Source organism: Neptuniibacter halophilus, from assembly GCF_030295765.1.
GTDB classification, from domain to species: Bacteria; Pseudomonadota; Gammaproteobacteria; order Pseudomonadales; family Balneatricaceae; genus Neptuniibacter; species Neptuniibacter halophilus.
The window spans coordinates 3,093,667-3,115,870 of the sequence record NZ_AP027292.1; the positions used below are offsets into that span (position 1 = coordinate 3,093,667).

At 54.6% G+C, this 22,204-nt stretch carries 21 protein-coding genes; 12 read left to right on the top strand and 9 right to left on the bottom strand.

Annotation, left to right across the window (positions count from 1 at the left end; translation table 11 throughout):
- The first annotated feature begins 187 nt into the window (after positions 1-187).
- The 4 genes from QUD59_RS14440 (at position 188) to gcvP (ending at position 6,431) form a co-directional block, all read left to right on the top strand.
- Positions 188-1,567, top strand: coding sequence for an L-serine ammonia-lyase (locus QUD59_RS14440; RefSeq protein ID WP_286237834.1), 1,380 nt, complete (start codon positions 188-190; stop codon positions 1,565-1,567).
- A gap of 49 nt (positions 1,568-1,616) precedes the next feature.
- Positions 1,617-2,921: a serine hydroxymethyltransferase gene (glyA, locus tag QUD59_RS14445; RefSeq protein WP_286237835.1), complete on the top strand. Its 1,305-nt coding sequence runs from the start codon at positions 1,617-1,619 to the stop codon at positions 2,919-2,921.
- Between the two features lie 36 nt (positions 2,922-2,957).
- Positions 2,958-3,347 (top strand): glycine cleavage system protein GcvH, encoded by a 390-nt coding sequence (gcvH, locus tag QUD59_RS14450; RefSeq protein ID WP_286237836.1) that lies wholly within the window; start codon positions 2,958-2,960, stop codon positions 3,345-3,347.
- Between the two features lie 186 nt (positions 3,348-3,533).
- Positions 3,534-6,431 carry an aminomethyl-transferring glycine dehydrogenase gene (gcvP, locus tag QUD59_RS14455; protein WP_286237837.1) on the top strand — a complete coding sequence of 966 codons (2,898 nt, stop codon included), beginning with the start codon at positions 3,534-3,536 and terminating at the stop codon, positions 6,429-6,431.
- A gap of 379 nt (positions 6,432-6,810) precedes the next feature.
- On the opposite strand, the gene QUD59_RS14460 is transcribed toward gcvP, so the two are convergent.
- On the bottom strand, positions 6,811-7,713 hold the full coding sequence (locus tag QUD59_RS14460; RefSeq protein ID WP_286237838.1) for a LysR family transcriptional regulator: 903 nt from the start codon (positions 7,711-7,713) through the stop codon (positions 6,811-6,813).
- 127 nt (positions 7,714-7,840) lie between these two features.
- Here QUD59_RS14460 and QUD59_RS14465 point away from each other — a divergent pair, with 127 nt between their 5' ends.
- From QUD59_RS14465 to QUD59_RS14480, 4 genes are all read left to right on the top strand, one after another.
- Positions 7,841-9,286, top strand: a complete 1,446-nt coding sequence (locus QUD59_RS14465) for an aldehyde dehydrogenase family protein (RefSeq protein WP_286237839.1) — start codon at positions 7,841-7,843, stop codon at positions 9,284-9,286.
- A 25-nt stretch (positions 9,287-9,311) separates the two neighbouring features.
- The gene (locus tag QUD59_RS14470) at positions 9,312-10,319 is read left to right on the top strand and encodes a dipeptidase (RefSeq protein ID WP_286237840.1); all 1,008 of its coding nucleotides are present in this window, start codon (positions 9,312-9,314) and stop codon (positions 10,317-10,319) included.
- Between the two features lie 95 nt (positions 10,320-10,414).
- The gene (locus QUD59_RS14475; protein WP_286237841.1) at positions 10,415-11,995 is read left to right on the top strand and encodes a BCCT family transporter; all 1,581 of its coding nucleotides are present in this window, start codon (positions 10,415-10,417) and stop codon (positions 11,993-11,995) included.
- 58 nt (positions 11,996-12,053) lie between these two features.
- On the top strand, positions 12,054-12,437 hold the full coding sequence (locus QUD59_RS14480; RefSeq protein WP_286237842.1) for a RidA family protein: 384 nt from the start codon (positions 12,054-12,056) through the stop codon (positions 12,435-12,437).
- 145 nt (positions 12,438-12,582) lie between these two features.
- Here QUD59_RS14480 and QUD59_RS14485 read toward each other — a convergent pair whose 3' ends face one another.
- Positions 12,583-13,488: a helix-turn-helix domain-containing protein gene (locus tag QUD59_RS14485; protein ID WP_286237843.1), complete on the bottom strand. Its 906-nt coding sequence runs from the start codon at positions 13,486-13,488 to the stop codon at positions 12,583-12,585.
- A 143-nt stretch (positions 13,489-13,631) separates the two neighbouring features.
- On the opposite strand from QUD59_RS14485, the gene QUD59_RS14490 reads away from it, so the two are divergent.
- Entirely contained in the window at positions 13,632-14,033 is a 402-nt protein-coding gene (locus QUD59_RS14490; protein WP_286237844.1) for a protocatechuate 3,4-dioxygenase, read from the top strand.
- Positions 14,026-14,871 (top strand): class III extradiol dioxygenase family protein, encoded by an 846-nt coding sequence (locus QUD59_RS14495; RefSeq protein ID WP_286237846.1) that lies wholly within the window; start codon positions 14,026-14,028, stop codon positions 14,869-14,871. The genes QUD59_RS14490 and QUD59_RS14495 overlap by 8 nt, the downstream gene beginning before the upstream one ends.
- Before the next feature lie 103 nt (positions 14,872-14,974).
- Here QUD59_RS14495 and QUD59_RS14500 read toward each other — a convergent pair whose 3' ends face one another.
- From QUD59_RS14500 to QUD59_RS14510, 3 genes are all read right to left on the bottom strand, one after another.
- Positions 14,975-15,589, bottom strand: a complete 615-nt coding sequence (locus QUD59_RS14500; RefSeq protein ID WP_286237847.1) for a DUF1294 domain-containing protein — start codon at positions 15,587-15,589, stop codon at positions 14,975-14,977.
- A 124-nt stretch (positions 15,590-15,713) separates the two neighbouring features.
- The gene (locus QUD59_RS14505; protein WP_286237848.1) at positions 15,714-16,205 is read right to left on the bottom strand and encodes a Crp/Fnr family transcriptional regulator; all 492 of its coding nucleotides are present in this window, start codon (positions 16,203-16,205) and stop codon (positions 15,714-15,716) included.
- A 75-nt stretch (positions 16,206-16,280) separates the two neighbouring features.
- Positions 16,281-16,625, bottom strand: a complete 345-nt coding sequence (locus QUD59_RS14510) for a DOPA 4,5-dioxygenase family protein (protein WP_286237849.1) — start codon at positions 16,623-16,625, stop codon at positions 16,281-16,283.
- 123 nt (positions 16,626-16,748) lie between these two features.
- On the opposite strand from QUD59_RS14510, the gene QUD59_RS14515 reads away from it, so the two are divergent.
- On the top strand, positions 16,749-17,162 hold the full coding sequence (locus QUD59_RS14515) for a nucleoside-diphosphate sugar epimerase/dehydratase (RefSeq protein ID WP_286237850.1): 414 nt from the start codon (positions 16,749-16,751) through the stop codon (positions 17,160-17,162).
- Here the strand turns inward: QUD59_RS14515 and QUD59_RS14520 are convergent.
- From QUD59_RS14520 to QUD59_RS14535, 4 genes are read right to left on the bottom strand one after another with little or no spacing between them, the layout of a single operon-like run.
- A complete protein-coding gene (locus tag QUD59_RS14520) occupies positions 17,147-18,019 on the bottom strand; it encodes an amidohydrolase family protein (RefSeq protein ID WP_286237851.1) in 873 nt (290 codons plus the stop codon). The two genes, QUD59_RS14515 and QUD59_RS14520, sit on opposite strands and share 16 nt — an antisense overlap.
- Positions 18,020-18,036: 17 nt before the next feature.
- On the bottom strand, positions 18,037-19,095 hold the full coding sequence (locus QUD59_RS14525) for a 4-oxalomesaconate tautomerase (RefSeq protein ID WP_286237852.1): 1,059 nt from the start codon (positions 19,093-19,095) through the stop codon (positions 18,037-18,039).
- Positions 19,088-19,765 carry a 4-carboxy-4-hydroxy-2-oxoadipate aldolase/oxaloacetate decarboxylase gene (locus QUD59_RS14530; protein ID WP_286237853.1) on the bottom strand — a complete coding sequence of 226 codons (678 nt, stop codon included), beginning with the start codon at positions 19,763-19,765 and terminating at the stop codon, positions 19,088-19,090. The genes QUD59_RS14525 and QUD59_RS14530 overlap by 8 nt, the downstream gene beginning before the upstream one ends.
- A 21-nt stretch (positions 19,766-19,786) precedes the next feature.
- Positions 19,787-20,803: an amidohydrolase family protein gene (locus QUD59_RS14535; RefSeq protein WP_286237854.1), complete on the bottom strand. Its 1,017-nt coding sequence runs from the start codon at positions 20,801-20,803 to the stop codon at positions 19,787-19,789.
- A gap of 172 nt (positions 20,804-20,975) precedes the next feature.
- Between QUD59_RS14535 and QUD59_RS14540 the strand changes: the two genes are divergently transcribed.
- Positions 20,976-22,199 (top strand): LysR family transcriptional regulator, encoded by a 1,224-nt coding sequence (locus QUD59_RS14540; protein WP_286237855.1) that lies wholly within the window; start codon positions 20,976-20,978, stop codon positions 22,197-22,199.
- Positions 22,200-22,204 lie beyond the last annotated feature (5 nt).

Genomic DNA, 22,204 nt, shown 5'->3' on the forward strand with positions numbered 1-22,204 from the left:
GTTTCCTATAAGAAACTTTTTGTTGATTTTGGAAAATTGCGCTGATAATCTGCCCAAATCGAAATGCGGATTGATTAAAAAGCAGTCAGTCCTGAGCCGAAGTGCGGGTGGTCTTGTCTAAGCCTTATTAAGGCTGATCGCCCTATCCATAATAAAAAGAGCGGTTCACCGCTGCGGAGAAGTTAACGTGCCACTGAGTATCTTTGATCTTTATAAAGTGGGTATAGGCCCATCCAGTTCCCATACCGTGGGGCCGGTGGTTGCAGCCAATCGCTTTCTGCAGGAGCTGCGCGACCGTGCGCTGCTGGATCAGGTGGTTTCACTGCATGTAGGGTTGTTCGGTTCACTGGCGATGACCGGTAAAGGGCATGCGACTGATGTGGCGGTGATGATTGGTCTGATGGATGAGAAACCGGATCAGGTCGATCCTGATCAGGTGCCGGTCTATGTGGAACAGATCCGCGAGACCCGTCAGCTTAATCTGGCCGGGGAGCGGATGATTGCGTTCGATCCGGAAACTGATCTGCCTTTTAACTTCGGCGAGTCCCTGCCTAAGCATCCGAATGGAATGCACTTTAAAGCCTATGACGCGGCCGGCATTATTCTGCATGACAACATTTTTTATTCCGTAGGCGGGGGTTTTGTGCTCAGCGATGCGGAAGCCGGTCAGGGCGTTGTAGAAGAAGATGAGCTGCAACAGCCTTACAGCTTTAATAATGGTGCTGAGCTGATGGCGCTGAGTGAGCGTGAAGGCAAAAGCATTGCTGAGCTGGTACTGGAGAATGAGCTGGTCTGGGGCAGTAAGGAAGATCTGGAGCAGCGCCTCTGGGATCTCTGGCAGGTGATGGATCAGTGTATCCGACGTGGCTGTGCGGCTACCGGTGAACTGCCGGGCGGTCTGAATATCAAGCGTCGTGCTAATCAGCTCTATCGGGAGTTGACCACCAGCCCTGAAGCGGCGTTCAAAGATCAACTGACGGTGATGGACTGGGTCAACCTGTTCGCCATCGCGGTCAATGAAGAGAACGCAGCAGGTGGCCGCGTAGTGACTGCGCCGACAAATGGTGCAGCCGGGGTGATTCCAGCGGTACTGGCTTACTACGATCGTTTTGTGCCCGGTTCCAGCCGGCAGGGCATCTTTGATTTCCTCGCGACCTCTGCGGCGATCGGCATGCTGTATAAAAAGAACGCTTCCATCTCTGCTGCCGAAGTGGGCTGTCAGGGGGAGATTGGCGTTGCCTGTTCCATGGCGGCCGGTGCGCTCTGTGCAGTGATGGGCGGAACGACTCAGCAGATTGAAAATGCGGCTGAGATCGGTATGGAACATAACCTGGGGCTGACCTGCGACCCGATCGGTGGTCTGGTTCAGGTGCCTTGCATCGAGCGGAATACCATGGGGGCAGTGAAAGCGATTAACGCCGCACGGCTGGCGTTGCGCGGCGATGGCAAACACCACGTCTCACTGGATTCGGTCATCGAAACGATGCGTCAGACCGGTCTCGATATGCAGGACAAATACAAAGAAACCTCACAGGGTGGGCTGGCGGTCAACGTCGTGGCCTGTTAACGGCCTGCCTGTCTTCTATTTCATTCGCACTAACTAAGAGAATAACAACATGAGTCACAGTGATCTGTATCGCAACGACGCGGTTTGCGAAGCATTTTTTACCCAGAATCTGGCTGAGCGTGATGCTGAGCTGATCGCCGCAGTTAATGAAGAGTTTGATCGTCAGGAGCAGCAGATTGAGCTGATCGCTTCTGAAAATATTGTCTCTAAAGCGGTAATGCAGGCGCAGGGCACCGTACTGACCAACAAGTACGCGGAAGGTTATCCGGGGCGTCGTTATTACGGCGGTTGTGAATTTGTTGATAAGGCTGAGGCGCTGGCGATTGAGCGGGCTAAAGCGCTGTTTGGTTGTGAATACATTAATGTTCAGCCGCACTCCGGTGCGCAGGCTAACGGTGCGGTGATGCTGGCACTGTTGCAGCCGGGTGATACGGTGCTGGGGATGTCGCTGGATGCCGGTGGTCACCTGACTCACGGCGCACGTCCTGCGTTGTCCGGTAAGTGGTTTAATGCGGTGCAGTACGGTGTGTCCGAAAAAGACTGTCGGATCGATTACGATGCGGTGGAGCAACTGGCTGAAGAGTGCCAGCCAAAGCTGATCATCGCCGGCGGTTCTGCGATTCCACGTGAGATCGACTTTGCCCGTTTCCGCAAAATTGCTGACAAAGTGGGCGCTTACCTGATGGTGGATATGGCGCACATCGCCGGTCTGGTGGCGACAGGTGCACATCCTTCGCCGCTGCCGCATGCGGATGTGGTAACGACAACCACCCACAAAACCCTGCGCGGCCCTCGCGGTGGCATGATTCTGTCCAACGATCTGGAGCTGGGTAAAAAGATCAACTCTGCGGTATTCCCGGGTCTGCAGGGCGGCCCGCTGATGCACGTAATCGCGGCTAAAGCCGTGGCGTTCGGTGAAGCGCTGCGTCCTGAGTTTAAAACTTACATTGAACAGGTGGTTGAGAACGCCAAAGTGCTGGCAGGTGTCATGGTTGAGCGCGGTTGTGACATCGTAACCGGTGGCACCGACACTCACCTGATGCTGGTTGATCTGCGCCCTAAAGGGCTCAAAGGCAACATCGTTGAAGAAGCACTGGAGCGGGCCGGTATTACCTGTAACAAGAACGGTATTCCGTTTGATCCGGAAAAACCGATGGTCACCTCCGGTATTCGTCTGGGTACGCCGGCAGGCACCAGCCGTGGTTTTGGTGCTGAGGAGTTCCGTCAGATCGGTAATCTGATCAGTGATGTGCTGGATGGGCTGGCAGCCAATCCTGAAGATAATTCAAACGTTGAAGCGGAAGTGCGTGCGCAGGTTGAAGCGCTGTGCCAGAAATTCCCGCTGTATCGATAACAACCTGTGTAACGAACGAGCTATAGGAAAATTATTATGAGCATCCCTACTAACTATCTTTTTGCACCAAGCCATGAGTGGGTTCTGGATAACGGTGACGGCACTGTAACTCTGGGTATCTCCGATCACGCACAGGAACTGCTGGGTGATGTGGTTTTCGTTGAGCTGCCGGAAGTGGGCCGCGAAGTAAACGCGGGCGAAGAGTTCTCTCTGGTTGAGTCTGTTAAAGCGGCTTCCGACATCTATGCTTCAGTCTCCGGCGAAGTTATCGAAGTCAACGAAGCGCTGGAAGATTCTCCTGAAACCGTTAACGACTCACCGTTCGGTGATGGCTGGATCGTTAAGATTAAACTGGCCGATGCGTCTGAGCTGGAAAACCTGCTGAACGCAGAAGCTTACCAGGCAACGATTGCTGAAGAAGCCTGATTGATAGGCTGCGGCTGTGAAGGGTCTAATCAACTTTTCGGGTTGCAGCCTTTGTCCCCTTTCAGGTTTCCGGAGAGGCTTCGGCCTCTCCAGCATACGCGGAGTGGTAGTGCAGGACCGCTTCGCACCCTTTAATTGATTGTTCTGAACGCACTTCAGAACAACGTGTTACCACAGGTTATTGTTATGGCAGTAGAAACTCGTACCTTGAGTGATCTTCAGCAGGCGAATGAATTTACTCAGCGTCATATTGGTCCTGATTCCGAACAGACACAGGCGATGTTGTCTTATCTGGGGCTGAACAGTATCGAAGAACTGATGACGCAGACCGTGCCTGACTCAATCCGTCTGGATGATGCACTGGATATGGCTGATGGTGTGTCCGAAGCCGATGCGCTGGCGTATCTGAAACAGCTCGCGGCCAAAAACAAAGTTAATAAATCCTATATCGGGATGGGCTATAACAATACCCTGGTGCCAAACGTTATCCTGCGTAACGTGATGGAAAATCCGGGCTGGTATACCGCATACACGCCTTATCAGCCAGAGATCGCTCAGGGGCGTCTGGAAGCGCTGCTGAATTTCCAGCAGATGGTAATGGACCTGACCGGTATGGATCTGGCCAACGCTTCCCTGCTGGATGAAGCCACTGCGGCTGCAGAGGCGATGACCCTTTGCAAGCGCTCCAACCGCAAAAAAACCAATACCTATTTTGTTGCCGACGATGTGCATCCACAGACCATCGACGTGATCAGAACCCGTGCCGAATACTTTGGTTACGAGGTTGTGGTGGGTAATCCGCTGACTGATCTGGAAGCGGCTGACCCGTTCGGTGTGCAGTTACAGTACCCGGGCACCTATGGTGATATCAGTGATATCAAAGCCGTGATCGATGCTGCGCATGGTCAGAAAGCGATGGTTTCAGTGGCAGCCGATATTCTGGCGCTGGTACTGCTGAAATCGCCGGGTGAACTGGGCGCGGATATTGTACTCGGTTCCTCTCAGCGTTTTGGTGTACCGATGGGCTTTGGTGGCCCGCACGCTGCATTCTTTGCCGCATCTGAAAAGCTGAAGCGTTCCGTCCCGGGTCGTATTATCGGTGTTTCCATTGATGCCAATGGTAATCAGGCACTGCGTATGGCAATGCAGACCCGTGAGCAGCATATTCGTCGTGAAAAGGCGACGTCCAATATCTGTACAGCTCAGGCGTTGCTGGCAAACATGGCTTCTTTCTATGTGGTGTACCACGGCCCTGAAGGTCTGAAGCGCATTGCTGAGCGTGTTCATCGTCTGACTGCGATTCTGGCGAACGGCCTGAAAGCGAAAGGCGTGGCAGTTAACGATACTTACTTTGATACCCTGACCCTGACGCTGCCGGAAACCCAGGCGGTGATCTATCAGCGTGCACTGGATGCGGGTTGTAACCTGCGTCAGATCGGCACGGATAAGCTGGGTATCACGCTGGATGAAACCTCGCGCCCGGCCGATGTGGCTGAACTGCTGGATGTGATTCTGGGGGCAGATCATGGCCTCAGCGTTGCTGCGCTGGATGCTGAGATCGTAGCGGGCGCTGCGACCGGTATTGCTGCTGAGATGCGCCGTGAAGACGCGATCCTGACGCATCCGACGTTCAACAGCTACCACAGCGAAACGGACATGCTGCGCTACATGAAGAAGCTGGAGAATAAAGACTACTCTCTGGTTCACGGCATGATCCCGCTCGGTTCCTGCACCATGAAGCTGAATGCGACTGCAGAGATGATTCCGGTGACCTGGCCTGAAATTGCCAACATGCACCCGTTTGCCCCGGCTGATCAGGTGCAGGGCTATCATCAGATGCTGAAAGAGCTGGAAGACCAGCTGGTTGAGATTACCGGTTACGATAAGGTTTCCCTGCAGCCAAACTCCGGTGCCTCCGGTGAATATGCCGGCTTGCTGGCGATCCGTAAGTATCACGAGTCGATTGGTGAAGGTCATCGTAATGTCTGTCTGATTCCATCTTCTGCCCACGGTACTAACCCGGCATCGGCAGCGATGATGGATATGAAGATCATCGTCACCAAGTGTGATGAGAAGGGTAACGTTGATGTGGCGGATCTGCGTGCGCAGGCTGAGCTGCACAAAGATGACCTGTCCTGTCTGATGATTACCTACCCGTCTACTCACGGTGTGTATGAGGAAGATATCGTAGAGATCTGCGAAATCATCCACAAAAACGGCGGTCAGGTGTATATGGATGGTGCCAACATGAACGCGCAGGTGGGGATCTCCAAGCCCGGTCTGATCGGTTCTGACGTATCGCACCTGAACCTGCATAAAACTTTCGCAATCCCTCACGGTGGCGGCGGCCCGGGTATGGGGCCTATCGGTGTTAAGAGTCATCTGGCTCCGTTCCTGGCGAGCCACAAGGTCAGCCCGGTTGAAGGCCTGAATCCTGAAAACGGAGCGGTGGCTGCAGCGCCTTACGGTTCTGCATCGATTCTGCCGATTACCTGGATGTACAACGTCATGCTGGGTAAATCCGGTCTTAAGGCTTCAACGCAGATGGCGATTCTGAACGCCAACTACATGACCGAGAAACTGGCTGAGCACTTCCCGGTACTCTACCGCGGCCGCAACAACAAAGTGGCCCATGAGTGCATCGTCGATATCCGTCCTCTGAAAGAGGAGAGTGGTGTTACTGAAGAAGATATTGCCAAGCGCCTGATGGATTACGGTTTCCACGCGCCGACCATGTCTTTCCCGGTAGCGGGCACGCTGATGATCGAGCCGACTGAATCTGAATCCAAGGTGGAGATTGATCGATTTGTCGATGCCATGGTGCAGATCCGCGCTGAGATCCGCAAAGTCCAGAGTGGTGAATGGCCTGCGGACAACAACCCGCTGTGCAATGCGCCACACACTCAGGCTGATGTCATGAGTGCGGTTTGGGAGCGTCCATACAGCCGTGAAGAGGCGGTGTTCCCGAATGAAGCGACCCGTCAGAACAAGTTCTGGCCGATGAACAACCGTATCGACAATGTTTACGGTGACCGTAACTTTATCTGCTCCTGTCCGGGTATTGAAACCTATCAGGAAGACTAAGGAGCGAAAGCTCTGTCCGAATTCACTCATTGGCCACACTGCGCGCTGGCCGGTGAGTGGATAGTGGTCAGGCCTTTCGGGCCTGATCGCATCCCCCAGCCAGCCACCGGAGTTCGCTCCGGTGGCTGTGCCCTATAGCGGAAGTCAGCTCTCAGCTTCCGTCATAGCATTGTCCAATTTGGTGTGCCTCCAGCTTCGGCTGGTTGCTTTTGCGGGGTAGTTTCTACCCCGTTCTTTTTTCAGTTTCCCTGTTCTGCTTTTTGATATCGCTTTTCGGCCTGAGACAGGCCTCCAACGGGCCATTATGGTAGGAGCGCGGTCTCCGCGCGATCAGAGGGCTTGGCGGGGTGAAGGTCTTCCCGGCCTGTTACCGGCCTTCCTACCCATCCGCCTGGCGATTCTGCTCCAGAATAAAATCTATCAGTGCCTGAGCCGGAGGTGTCAGGGATTTTTCTCTGAGCTTAACGATGCCCAGTCTTCGCAGTACGGTCGGGCGGGTCAGGGGAATAAAGCGCAATGTTTCGCTTTCCTGTGGAAAAGCATAGCGGGGCAGGGTGGTGATACCGAATCCGGCTTCGAGCATGGCGATCAGTGAGATCATATTCGATACATAAAACTGCGATTGGCCAAGCAGTGGGCTCGCTTCGCTGTCCTCCAGCAGACGTGAGGTGCCATTACTGATCAGGCGGTGCGCCTGCAACGCTTCCCAGTGCAGTTCGGTTTTGTCTGCCAGTGGGTGAGTCTGCGGGCAGACCACGCCGATCTGGTCTTCCCAGATCTGGGTGAAATCTTTATCGGTATGTTCGTATTCATGGAACAGGTGACAGATACCAAAATCTACCTGCTGGTTCTCTACCATCTTTAAAACAGCATCGGAGTTGTCGTCAAAAAAGCTGATATGAAGCTCAGGGCTGCCGGCAATAAAGCGTTGCAGCAGATCCGGCAGCACCTGGCTGGCGATGGAAGGCACCGAGGCCAGACGCAGATGCCCGGTTTTATGCTCTGCCAGCAGCGCCATATCTTCAGACAGACGGTCATGGTGTTCGATCAGCTCTTTGGCTTTGGGCAGAAAGTGCTGACCAAAGGGGGTGAGTTCCGTTTTTGCGGTTTTTGCATTGCGCTTTTCAAACAACGCTTCGCCCAGCTTATTTTCCAGATCACGAATCGACAGTGAGATCGCCGGTTGGGTGCGATGGGCTTTTTCTGCCGCCGCATGAAATCCCTTCAGTTCAGCGACCCAGACAAAGTGGCGGAGTTGAGCAATTTTGAATTCGGGCAACATCGGTAACCCCCCGGCAGGTTGAATATATCCAAATGATAAAAAAAGCTTATCGCCGGATATTAATTATTAATTTTTATTATTAAAGCACGACGCCTAAGATGGAGCCAACAACATTTGGGAGGTTCCTATGTCTGATTCTGTTTTTCGTAACTACATCGCCGGTGAGTGGGTAGAAGGTAACAATGGCAGTGTGGCGAATATCAGCCCGGCCGATACTAATGATCTGATTGGCCACTACGCGCAGGCAGATAAAGCCCAGACTGAAGCTGCGATTGCGGCGGCTCATAAAGGTCAGGAGGCCTGGGCTCAGAGCGGGCTGGAGCAACGCTACTCCGTACTGATGGCAATAGGCGATGAGCTGATTGCGCGCAAAGATGAGCTGGGCCGGATTCTGGCACGGGAAGAGGGTAAGACTCTGGCTGAGGGGGTAGGCGAGACTTACCGGTCCGGACAGTTCTTCCACTATTACGCGGCAGAAGTGCTGCGTCAGATGGGCGAAACCGCCGACTCAGTGCGTCCGGGTATTGAGATCGAAACCCGTCGTGAGCCGGTCGGTGTGGTCGGTATTGTCACCCCCTGGAACTTTCCTACCGCGACCGGTGCCTGGAAGATCGCTCCGGCACTGGCATTTGGTAACGCTGTCGTCTGGAAACCTGCCAATCAGGTGCCTGCTTCTGCCTGGGCGCTGACTGAGATTATCTCCCGTCAGAATCTGCCTGCAGGCACCTTTAATCTGGTCATGGGGCCGGGTTCCGAGGTGGGTGATGTGCTGATCAACTCCCGCGATATTAACGCGCTGACCTTTACCGGATCGCTGGAAACCGGCCGCAAAGTGGCTGCTGCAACGGCCGTTAATCTGGTTAAGTGCCAGCTTGAAATGGGCAGTAAGAATGCACTGGTGGTGCTGGATGATGCGGATCTGGAGAACGCGGTGGAGTGTGCTGTCGGTGGCGCTTACGGCGGCACGGGACAAAAGTGCACCGCGTCGTCCCGACTGATCGTGACGGAAGGCATCCACGACCGTTTTGTTGAGGCGATGGTTGAGCGCATGAAGAAGCTGGTGGTGGGCCATCCGCTGAAAGAGGGCGTGCATATTGGTGCGGTGGCTGATGCACGTCAGATGGAGCAGAACCTGAACTATCTGGAAATTGCGTCCCAAGAGGGTGGCAAGCTGGTTTACGGTGGTGAGGTGTTGCAGGAGGAGACAGACGGTTACTACATGCAGCCTGCTTTGTTCACCGAGACCCGCAACGATATGACGATCAACCGCGAAGAAGCTTTTGCGCCGATCGCCTGCGTGATCAAAGTGAAGGATTACGAAGAGGCACTGGCGACGCTGAACGATACGAATTTCGGTCTGACCGGTGGTATCTGCACGCAGTCTCTGAAGTATGCCAATGATTTCAAACGTCGCGCTAAAACCGGGTGTGTGATGGTCAACCTGCCGACGGCGGGTACCGACTACCACGTACCGTTTGGTGGCCGTAAGGACTCCAGTTTTGGCCCTCGTGAACAGGGCAGCTACGCCAAAGAGTTCTACACCGTAGTGAAAACAACCTACATCAGCGCCTGATCCGAGCCATTGCGGAGGTACGACTATGCGCAGCGAACAGCTACATAAAGAGATGATCGTGATTGATGGTCTCCAGTATTCCAACTGGAACCGGCAGATCTTTGAACAACTGCGCGAGGGCGGGGTGACCATGGTGCACGCCACCATCGTTTATCACGAACAGATACGCGAGACCCTGCTGCGAATTGCCGAATGGAATCGTCTGTTTGAGCTGAACAGTGACCTGATTATGCCGGTGAAAAGCGCGGCGGATATCCGCCTGGCTAAATCATTGGGCAAGGTCGGGGTGATGTTTGGTGCCCAGAACTGCTCACCGATAGAAGACGATATCGGCATGGTTGAAGTGATGCGTGAGCTGAACATGATGATTATGCAGCTCACCTACAACAACCAGAGCTTGCTGGCGTGCGGCTGTTATGAGGCCGAGGACAGTGGGGTAACCCGGTTCGGGCGTCAGGTGATTCGGGAGATGAACCGGGTCGGCATGATCGTGGATATGAGCCACAGCGGCGAACGCAGCACGCTGGAAGCAATTGACATATCGGATCGGCCGATCGTGATCTCCCACGCAAACCCGGCCAGCTTCCACGCGGCTAAACGCAATAAGTCTGACCGGGTGCTTAAAGCACTGGCAGAGTCCGGCGGCCTGCTGGGTTTCAGTTTGTATCCGTTCCACCTGAAGGATGGCCCGGACTGCACGCTGGAAGCGTTCTGCGACATGGTTGCCAGTGCCGCCGATATGATGGGCATTGAGCGCATCGGTATCGGTACTGATCTCTGTCAGGAACAGCCTTTGTCAGTGCTCGAATGGATGCGTAACGGCCGTTGGTCGAAAGAGATGGACTACGGCGAAGGCTCCAGTTCTAACGCGGACTGGCCGCGTCCGCTGTCGTGGTTCCGTGACAGCCGTGACTTTCCGAATCTGACCCGCGGGCTGCTGGAACGTGGCTTCAGCGAAGATGATGTGCGGCGGATTATGGGCGGAAACTGGTTTGAGTTCCTCAAAGAGGGGCTGGAGCCGCAACCTGCATAACCTGTGATAACCCTTTTACGGGGCTTCGGCCATCGACCGGAGCCATCGTAACTCCCTGATAACCAATAAATATAAAGATCCATCAGGAGACTACAATGAACAATACGACTCAAGCCGCTGTTGCCGGACAACAGCTCAGCACAGAAGAGGCCGGAATGAGCGGAAAAAAATGGCTCGCAGGCGTCGATCTGCCGGTATTTCTGATCAGTGGTGGCGTACTGGTACTGTTTGCGGTACTGGCCCTCTATGATCTGGAGATGGTATCCGCTCTGGTGAACAGCGCATTTGCCACCTCCACCCGATATTTCGGCGCTTACTGGCAGGTACTGTTGCTGCTGACCTTCCTGATTGGTCTGTTTCTGACCATCGGGCGTACCGGCTCAGTGGTGCTGGGTGGAGTTAAAACCCCGGAGATGCCTACCTTCCAGTGGATCTCGGTGATCATGTGTACGCTGCTGGCCGGTGGGGGTGTGTTCTGGGCGGCCGCCGAACCGATGGCGCACTTTACCTCCGCGCCGCCTCTGTTTGCTGATACGCAAGCTGGCACCGTACAGGCCGCCTATAACGCACTGGCACAGAGCTTTATGCACTGGGGTTTTCTGGCCTGGGCGATCCTCGGCAGCCTGACCGGTATTGTGTTTATGTACCTGCACTATGAAAAAGGTCTGCCGCTGAAACCGCGTACACTGCTTTATCCGGTGTTCGGTGACCGGGTGATGAGTGGGCCGCTGGGTGCTATCGTCGATGCCAGTTGTGTTCTGGCCGTGGTTGCCGGTACGGTCGGTCCGATCGGTTTCCTCGGGCTGCAGGTGAGCTTCGGTCTGGAGAAGTTGTTTGGTATTCCCAACACCTATACTACGCAGGTGGTGATACTGGTCTGCCTGATTGCTATCTATACCCTGTCTGCCGTCAGTGGTGTGACCAAAGGGATTCAGATCCTGAGCCGGGCCAACGTATTCCTCGCCCTGATTCTGATGAGCTTTATCCTGCTGTTTGGCCCGTCTGCTTTCATTATCGACAGCTACCTGCAGGGGTTTGGTACCTACCTGGCTGAGTTTATTCCGATGGCCACCTTCCGTGCCGATACCGGCTGGCTGGACTGGTGGACTGTGTTCTTCTGGGGCTGGTTCCTTGGCTACGGGCCCCTGATGGCGATGTTTGTGGCGCGTATCTCTAAAGGCCGCACAATCCGCGAGATGGTTTTGCTGATCTCGATTGTGGCACCGGTGATCACTTGCTTCTGGTTCACCATTGTCGGTGGCAGTGGTCTGGCGTTTGAGCTGGCGAATCCGGGGGTAATTTCTGAGCCCTTCACCGGCTTCAACCTGCCCGCAGCATTGCTGGCGATCACCGAGCAGTTGCCATTCGGCTTTGTTATCTCGGTGCTGTTTATGATCCTGACGACAATCTTTGTGGCGACGACCGGTGATTCCATGACCTACGCGGTTTCCATGGTGATGACCGGTACGGATCATCCGCAGAGTTCTGTCCGGGTGTTCTGGGGAGTGATGATGGGGGTTGTTGCAGCGCTGCTGATCTCAATCGGCTCCGGCGGTATCTCCGCGCTGCAGTCCTTTATCGTGGTAACGGCTGTACCGGTCTCTCTGGTTCTGCTGCCATCCCTTTGGACCGCACCGCAGATCGCCCGCAAGATGGCCGACGAGCAGGGTCTCTGATCTTAAACGGGAGTGCAGTGTCGCTCCCGATCTTCTCAACTGAATGAAGTGAACAACCATGAAACAAGCTGTAAAAACCGATCTGTTTGCCTCTAAAGCGCCTCTGGAATGGGCGGTCATCGCTAACGGCCAGCTCTCTACCGCCCAAATCCCCATCAATGCAGAGGGGCAGGTAGTAGAGGGGGGCATAGAAGCTCAGGCCCGGCAGACGATGGAAAACTTCAAACACACCATCGAAGCCGCAGAACTGAGCATGGATGATGTGACCCAGGTACTGATCTACGTAACTGCGCGTGAGCAACTGCCGGTGTTTAATCAGGTCTATGCCGAATATTTTCAAGCGCCGTACCCGAACCGCGCCGCGATGGTGGTGGCCGGACTGGCGCGCGAAGAGATGCTCTGCGAAATCGTTGCTTACGCCGCTGTTCCCCAGACGAAGTAAACGCTGTCTGTTCCTTGCCGATAGGTTTGGCACCTGAACATGGTTCCGGTGCCTTTTTTATTATGGGGCGAAAGGAGTAGCTAACCAGTATTGATAACCAGCAAAGGCAAGATTTTTCTAGCCCCTAGCCCCTAGCCCCTAGCCCCTAGCCCCTAGCCCCTAGCCCCTGGCCCCCAGATTTAACACTGCTGTTCCGGAATTGCTTCGGGGTTTGTCCGGTGATGCGTTTAAAGAAGCGGTTAAAGTAGCCCGGATCCTGAAAGCCCAGTGCGTAAGCGATCTCGCTGACACTCATCACCGTGTAGATCAGCTCCCGTTTAGCCTCCAGCAGCAGACGGTCGTGTACCAGTTGCAGGGCGCTGCGCTGTACCAGATTCTGGCAGAGGTTGTTCAGGTAGGGAGCAGTAATGCCCAGCTCCCGGGCGTAACTTTCTACTTTCCGATGCTGGCGGAAGTCCCGGTTAATCAGGTCGTTAAACCGGTTCAGGTATTCGCCCTTACGATCCTGCTGATTACCGGAAAAATGGCGCTGGCTGGCGTTACGCTCCAGCCAGATAGCCAGTAGTTTCATCAGCGAGCCCAGCATCTGTGCCCGCCCGGTCCGGGCAGGCTGACTATACTCTTGTTGCAGTAAGTCCAGAATGGTTTCCAGTTGTTCCTGTTCCCGGCGCACGGTCATGATCAGCGTTGAGCGCAGTACCTGATGTTCGCTGTTAAGTACCTCCGCCACCCGGTCGAGCAGAGGGTTGGCTACCGATATCACCGTGCCGGAGACATCGCTTGACCAGATAAAGTCGTGCACGCACATCTCGGAGATCACAATCACGCAGGGGGCTTTCACGGTGGTCGGATCGCCGTCGAGATTGGCACTCCCTTCGCCCTGCTTGAGGAAAAAAATCTGGCTGAGACCATCATGGCGGTGTGGCCGGATGGTGAACTGATGTTCGCGGCTGCGGGTAATCAGGGGTTCGCAGTGGAGCAGATCCGGGGTAACCCGTTCGTCCTGCTCACCGTAAAACTGGACCGTGGGTATAGGTTGTTGTGTTCGCATCACTATAAATTAGCGGGAATCTTTAAAAAGTACAATTTTAAATCGGATTTGTCTCTTAAATGCCCGTTTGTATTTTATAAAAATACATAAAACAGGGTGGCGAGTCAGATCGCTGAATTTAAAATAACAACAGGGTGATCAGCATGGTTTGGCAAAAGCATGATTATGAAGATATCCCGGGCACTTACGTGTTCAATGGTGAGCGCTCGAATGCAGCTTACAACCTGAACAAGATGGCCTACTCCTTTAACAGTGAAGCCAACCGCAACGAGTTTGCTGCGGATATGGATGCATACTGTCGTAAATTTAAGCTCAGCGATGAGCAGCGTACAGCGGTACTTGAAGGTGATTTCCTCAAGCTTCTGCAACTGGGCGGTAATGTCTATTTTCTGGCAAAAATTGCCGTATTCCACGGCATGAACATGCAGGATGCGGGCGCACAGTTCCACAAAATTACCACCGATGAGTTCAGGCAGATTCTGCTGGATAACGCGGAAGGTTTTGAAGACAAGTTACAAAAGCGGGGAGGGTACTGGCATGGGTAAGGTAATTGGTGGACTGACAACATCCCACATTCCGGCCGTGGGTAATGCCATGGCCAGCAAGCTGGAGAACGATCCCTACTGGAAACGCTTCTTCGATGGTTACACCCCGGTTATCGAATGGCTGGAAGAGGTCAAACCGGATGTAGCCATCGTGGTGTATAACGATCATGGCCTGAACTTCTTCCTCGATACAGTGCCGACCTTCGCCATCGGTTGTGCCGAACAGTACCAGAATGATGATGAGGGCTGGGGTATCCCGACCACCGCATCGTTCGAAGGTGATGCTCCGTTGTCCTGGCATCTGGCGGAATCCCTGATCGATCAGGGATTTGATATGACCATGTGTCAGGAGATGAAAGTGGATCACGGTTGTGTGGTACCGATGAGCCTGATGTTCCGTCATCTGCCGGAGTGGCCGTGCAAGATGATTCCGCTGGCGGTTAATACCGTACAGCACCCGCTGCCAAGCGGTCAGCGCTGTTACGATCTGGGTAAAGCCCTGCGAAAAGCGATTGAATCTTACCCGGAAGACACCAAAGTGGTGGTGTTTGGTACCGGCGGTCTGTCGCATCAGTTACAGGGCGAACGCTCCGGTATTATCGATGTGGAATTCGATCTGGAGTGTATGGATTACATCATCAACGATCCGGAAAAGATGTGCGCGTTCAGTAACACCGAGATCATGCGTAAAGCCGGTACGGAAGGGATCGAAGTGATTATGTGGATGGTGATGCGCGGTGCGCTGGCACCCAACGTCAATCTGCTGCATAAACACTACCACGCACCCATTTCTAATACCGGTGCAGGCGTGCTGCTGATGACGGATGGTACCGATTAAACGTAAAAGGTTCCTCTGGTTTTTCTGTCGATTGCCCCTGTTCTGCAGGGGCTTTTTTGTTTTTGCTCTTTTCCGCTGAAGGCGTTTGGCCCGCTAACCCGGCTTACCCCAGAGCGGCTTCGATAAACCTGATGCCATTATCACTGATCAGCCAGCTCAGGCCCGCCAGATTCAAAATGACCGTAATCCAGAAGGTGAAGATAAACTCCCGTTTACTGGATTTGTGTCTCAGGGTTTGCCGGGCGAGGTAGGCACCGGGCCAGCCTCCCAGTAGCGAGAAAAGATGTAAGGTGCTTTCCTGCGTTCGCCATTGGCCTTTTTGTGCAGCGGATTTATCCAGAGCGTAGGCCAGAAATGCGATCAGGCTGGCAGCAAAATAGATGCTCAGAATGATGCCGGGTATTTGCCCAAGCAAGCTGCTGATTAGCAGAGCGGAGCAAAAAAGTGCGGTAAAGAGCAGGCCCGGCCGGTTACTTGTTCTGGGCTTTGACTTTGCTGTTTTCAGCCGGTCGGAAGCATAACGGATATTTTTCGCTGTATGCCGGCCATCAGATCCTCTGACTGATTCGTAGACGATGATATCGCCATCTACAGGGCGTCTTCCGGATGAGCGGAAGGCTTTGATATGGACAAAAGAGCGGGTTCCCCCGCCATGGGGTTCAACGAAACCGTATCCTTTAGCGTCATTCCAGTTAGCTATCTTTCCCTGATGCTTCACACTGCTTCCTTAGTTTTGTGTCTGAACCTGAACTTGTGAAGAGTTTTAAAGTTCGCTCTTAAGAAAGGAGATTCTGAAGCAGATGGGTTGTGATTGCCAGTTAACGGAGAGAGTGTGGCTTTATTTACTCCCGGGCCTCACATTCGATTTCGACCAGCGCGTTACTGAGCTTACGGATGGTGCGGGCCATATCCCGGGCGAGGTTGAGAAGCAGGATGCCGAATGCTTCGGGGTGTTGTTGCTGAAGGTCGGCAAACAGGTTGCAACTGATCTTCAGAATCAGGCTGGGTTCACTGGCGCAGGCGTAACCCACATGGTCATGCAGGGCGATCATGGAGACAAAACCAATCTCTTCGCCAAAGCCGATATCGCGGGTATGCAGCAGTTCAGACTGATGTTGTTTATAAAACGCCAACTGGCCGGTGAGGACGATAAAGAAAGCATCGCCGCGCTGGCCCACATCAAACAGCTTTTCGCCGGTTTTAAGTTGCAGAATCTCACCCTGCTGCAGCAAAAAACTGACGCAGTCCAGATCCAGAGCGCCGAAAAGGGAGCCCTGAGCGAGGTAAGCCGGGGTGATCTCCGCCGGGAGCTCCGCCACTGTGATGCATTGCATGGTCTTTACCTTGGCCTTAATTATTATGAAACCTGCGTTCTGTTATCAGCCTAGTACAGAATGGCGGTGTTGCGTTCAACCAGGAAGAAACATCTCTGTTTTCAGTGGCTTGCTCTCACCGAGCCAGACAACGTGCTCAGTATGGTCAGCCAGATTGTCGCCGGTTTCAGGATGCAGAAACACCGTCAGACCGTTGCGGTTGAGGATCAGCCAAGGCAGCATCTCAGCGATTTTTTCAGGCGGGAAGGTGAGCAGGCAGCTCCATTCGGTGTGAGGGCCAACCGGCTTCTGATGCACGGTACCCATGGTGGTCCCCATCTCAGTTTTGGCACGCAGGCAGAGGGCTTCGGCCTGTTTAAGCGTGGTGGAATCAAAGTAGATATGGGCGTGGTAGCCGGTAATGTTTGCTAGTTCTGACATAGGATCTCCTTGCTGGCATCAGGGTAGCTTAAGCGAGGGCACACAGACAGGTGTGTTCGCAAAAAATATTCACGTCTGAGGGATTTTTCATAAGTGATTTCTGTCAGGGCAGAGGATACTGTGTTGCCAGTAACCGATCAGGAGAGTGCATTGTTCGCAAAATGGTTTCGCCGTGGGCGCAGTGATGAGCGTCGCAGGCTGATACTCACCGGCACCGGGCCGGCCAGCTATTCGTTGTTGCGTGAGCTGCAGGAGAGTGGTCGGTTTGACGTGGTGGCCCTGATTAACGAGGAACCCTGGCAACATAAAACGCGGATCCTGAATGTGCTTCTGCATTATCCGAGCGAGCTGCTGGCGTTATGTGCCAAACATCAGGTGGCGGCGGTGGTCAGTATCGAAGGGGAGGGCTGGCAGGTAGACAGCAACAGTGCTGATGCGCTGCAAGCTGACGGGATTAAGCTAATCCGCTTTTCTGAGCAGGAAACGACGCAGCAGAGGCTGGCTCTGCTGCGTGATCAGTTTCAGCTTTCCCAGTAGAGGCGCATCGGGTTGTCGATCAGCAGTTTGCGCTGCAGCTCTTCTGTTGGCGCGATCAACGGGATCACATCGACCAGTTGGCCGTCATCCGGTGTGTGGGATTTCATATTTGGGTGTGGCCAGTCGGTGCCCCAGAGAACCCGGTCCGGGAACCGTTCTACCAGCGTGCGGGCGAACGGTACCACATCGCTGTAATCCGGTGGCGTCAGGGTCAGACGCTCCGGGCAGCTTACTTTCGTCCAGATGTTTTCGTTTTCAGCCATCAGGTTGATAAAGCGCTGGAACTCTTCATGCTCAACGCCTTTAGCGATATCCGGGCGGCCCATGTGGTCGACCACAATGGTGGTGTTGAGCTGTTTCAGGAACGGGATCAGGTCTTCCAGATCCGGTGCCTCGAAGTAGACCACGATATGCCAGTCCAGCTTGCGGATCTTTTCTGCAATCCCCAGAAACACCTCTCTTGGTGTGCTGTCTACCAGACGCTTCACAAAGTTAAAGCGCACTGCACGGACCCCGGCGATATGCATCGCTTCCAACGCCTGCATGCTGATCTCCGGGTCGACGACTGCGACACCGCGAGCCAGACTGCCGGCTGTTTGCAGGGCATCGATCAGTGCTGCGTTATCGGTGCCGTGGCAGGATGCCTGCACGATCACGTTGCGGCTGAAACCGAGGTAATCACGCAGGGCAAACAGTTGCTGTTTGGACGCGTCGCAGGGGGTGTATTTACGCTTTGGATGGTAGGGAAACTTGTCTGCCGGACCGAACACATGACAGTGGGCATCGACGGCACCCACCGGTGCGCGGAAAGTCGGTTTGCTCGGGTTGGCATGAAAAGGTAAGTAATCTGGATCCATTGGGGTACCTATCAAAATCAGTCGGCGAACACGTCGCCATCAAACAGTTTACGGGCTGTGCGCAGAATTGCAGCGTTTTCCGCTTCACCCCGATCATTCAGGGTCAGGATTACGGTCATCTCGCCAATCGGATGTTCTACCGGCATGGTCTTCTGCTGACCTTGCGGCAGGTCAGCCACTGCATTGGCCGGAGAGCCGGGCAGAATGCAGGCGGTTGCGACACTGACCGCACCGAGTACGCCAATTGATGCGTGACAGCGATGGGGAATAAAGGTGCGGGTCGAAACGCTACCGCCGCTCCGCGGGGCACTGACCATGGTCATTTTTGGCACGGATTTGTGGGTCACATCGCCCAGATTCATCATCGGTCCGGCCTGCAGACGGATCGACTCAAGCCGGGTTTTCAGGGCTTCGTTCTGCTCAAGCTGTTCGCGGGATTCCATGCCGGTGATGCCCATATCTTCGGCGCGCATTACCACCACGGGCATGCCGTTGTCGATGCAGGTCACTTCAACCCCATCGATGGTGTCCACCGCATTACCGGTGGGCAGCAGGGCACCGCAACTGGAGCCGGCGGTATCGGTAAAGGTCACCGGAATGGCGGAAGCCGTTCCGGGCACGCCGTCGATGCGGGCATCGCCCTGATAGCTCACCACGCCGCCGGGGGTGGGCACCTCCTCAATGGCGATCTGGCCGGTGTTCTGCATATAGATGCTGACCCGGGTGTTCTCCTGTCCGGCCTGCACCAGTCCGCGCTCAATCGCGAAAGGGCCAATACCAGCGAGGATGTTGCCGCAGTTCTGGGCATCGGTGACGATTGCCTGATCAACAAACACCTGCAGAAACAGGTAATCCACATCCACTCCCTTACGTTGGGATTTCTTGACCACCGCAACTTTTGAGGTGAGCGGATCAGCGCCGCCGATTCCGTCGATCTGGCGCGTGTCCGGTGAACCCATCACCCGTAGCAGGAAGCGATCGCGCCCGGCCGTGTCCGCAGGCAGATCTTCAGCAAGGAAGTAGGCGCCTTTAGACGTGCCGCCGCGCATCCACATGCAGCGGGCTTTATTAGACATATTTCAGTCCTTTCTCTTTCAGACGCGGGCGCATGTTGTAGATATCCAGACCCAGTTCGCCGTTGGCCATGCGTACCCGTTTCTCCTCTTCACGGGCTTCGCGGGCCAGTGCTTCGGCCAGTACTTCTTCGGCTTCTTCACGACGGACGACCACTACGCCATCATCGTCGGCGACAATAATGTCACCCGGATGGATCAGCTCATCGGCGCAGACCAGAGGTACGTTGACCGAGCCCAGCGTCTCTTTGATGGTGCCCTGGGCGAAGATATGCTTCGACCAGACCGGGAAGTTCATTTCGCGCAGAATCCGGGTATCACGGACGCCACCTTCAATGATCAGACCGGCCACACCGCGAGCCTGAGCGGAGGTGGCCAGCAGATCACCGAAAAAACCGAAGTTTGAAGGGGAGGTGGGGGCAAATACCATGATGTCGCCGGCCTGACACTGCTCAATGGCTACATGCATCATCCAGTTATCTCCCGCCGCGCCGGAGATGGTCACGGCGGAACCGGCCACACTGACATCCTGCTGGATCGGGCGCATATAATCGGCCAGCAGGCCACGACGACCCTGGGCTTCATGCACGGTGGCAACACCACATCTGGCCAGCCCGGCAATCACCTCCGGGTCAGCCCGTTTGATAGTCTGTACTACGATATTCTCCTGCATCGGAGGCTCCTGTCTCTCTTATTATTCTGCGATTTTCAGGCGGCTGAAGACACGACGGGCGTTGCCCTCAAAGATCATCTGCTTCTGCTCAGCGCTGAGTTTGCTGTTGTTGTCGATGTAACGCTTGGTGTCATCGAAATAGTGTCCGGTTTCCGGATCGATCCCGCGTACCGCACCGATCATTTCGGAAGCGAACAGAATGTTCTCGGTCGGGATAATATCCAGCAGCAGGTCGATCCCTTTCTGGTGGTAAACACAGGTGTCGAAGTAGATGTTCTTCAGTGCGGAGATCTCCAGCGGTTCGTAACCCTGATCCTGCATCAGGCCGCGGAAACGACCCCAGTGATAAGGCACAGCACCGCCGCCATGGGGGATGATGATCTTCAGATCCGGAAAATCTTTAAACACGTCTGACATCACCAGTTGCTGAAAACCGGTGGTATCGGCACCCAGATAGTGGGAGCCGGTGGTGTGGAAGCAATCGTTACAGGCGGCACTGACGTGAATCATGGCCGGTACGTCCAGTTCGCACATCTTTTCATAAATCGGGTAGAAGGATCGATCGGCCAGTGAGGCATCCTGCCAGTGTCCGCCGGACGGGTCCGGGTTCAGGTTACAGCCGATAAAGCCCATCTCCTCAACGCAGCGCACCAGTTCAGGTACAGATTTAGCCGGATCAACGCCCGGTGACTGGGGCAGTTGTGCTACCGGTGCAAAGTTTTTCGGAAACAGGTCGCATACCCGGCGGATCAGATCGTTCTGATGCTCGGTCCAGTACTGGCTGGTGTATTCGTTCCCGATATGATGGCCCATCCAACTGGCGCGCGGGGAGAAGATAGTCAGGTCGGTGCCGCGTTCCTGCTGCAGGCGCAGTTGGTTGCCTTCAATGCTTTCGATAATCTCGTCATCAGAGACAACAACCTTGCCTTTGCTACCTTTGAAAGAAGGGTCTCTGGCCACAGCAGCCTTCTGTTGATCGCGGTATTCGCCAACGCCGGGTGGGGTGGTGGTGTAGTGTCCATGACAATCGATAATCATCTTCGGAGATCTCCTGTTACCTGTGAAGCCTGTCAGCGGTGTGCTGAACCGGTTGCTTTATGCTCATCAGTATCTGCCTCAATTTGCCTTGCTGGCTATTCAGTTTTTAAAGTGTTGGTATTAGTTTTTGAGATAGGCTATGTTTTTTTAAAGCATTTTCCGGAGCGGTATCATGGCGTTTGAAGTCCCGAATATCAGGCATCTCAGGGTATTTCTTGAGGTGGTTGACTGTAAGAGTATTAGTAAAGCCTCGGAAAAAGTGTTTCTGTCACAGCCCGCGATTACTCAGGCGATCGCGAAACTGGAAGCGGCGTTGGGCACTTCATTGTTCCAGCGTCGCAGTGATGGGATGTTTGCCAGTGAGTCCGGTGAAATCTTTGCCGTGAGGGTGAAGCGGGCCATGGAGATGTTACAGGCCGGGCTGAAAGGTGCCGTCCGTCTGGGAGGGAGTAAGGCTCAGCCGGGGCACCTGCTGCAACAACTCACCACCACCCAGCTCAGGGCGCTGGTGGCCGTCACCGAAGCACATAACTTCAGTATTGCCGGACGTAATCTGGGTATCTCTCAGTCCTCACTGCACCGTGCTGCCCGCGAGCTTGAGGGGGTTCTGGAGGTGGTCCTGTTCGAGAAAACCAGTACCGGTATCAGCTCAAGTAAGGCGGCCCGCGCTTTGGCTAAAGCCTGTAAGCTGGCCTTTGCCGAGATTCGTCAGGGCAAAGATGAGGTGGATGCACTGCATAACCGTGAGATCGGTCGACTGGTGATCGGCAGTATGCCGCTGGCGCGAACCTCGTTATTGCCGGAAGCGATTATCGGTTTCTCGGAGCAGTTCCCGGATTTTCGTATCAAGGTGAACGATGGCCCTTATGATGATCTGCTCTATCACCTGCGTCACGGTGATATCGATATCCTGCTCGGTGCGTTGCGCTTCCCGGCGCCCGCTGATGATGTACAGCAGGAGGAGCTATTCTCCTCGCCGGTTGCGGTGGTGGCGCGGCCTGATCACCCCCTGTCCCAAATGAAACAGGTCGATATCCAGACCCTGCAGAAATACCCCTGGGTGGTGCCGCACAGCGGTACGCCGACCCGGGCGATTTTTGAATCGCTGTTCAGCGAAGCCGGAACAGAGGCGCCGCAACGGTTAGTCGAGAGTGGCTCTCAGGTGCTGATCCGCTCCCTGCTGCTGGGCAGCGACCGACTCACCCTGATCTCTGAACACCAGATTCAGCATGAATTATCACTCGGTATTCTTAAGCCTGTTCCTTATGAGCTTCCGCATGCTTATCGGCCTATTGGACTTACCGTAAGACGTAGCTGGAGGCCAACAAATACGCAGCTTTCGTTTATGGAGCGATTGCGTGGTGCGAGTCAGGCAGGGGATTTAGATGACCAGTAAAAAAT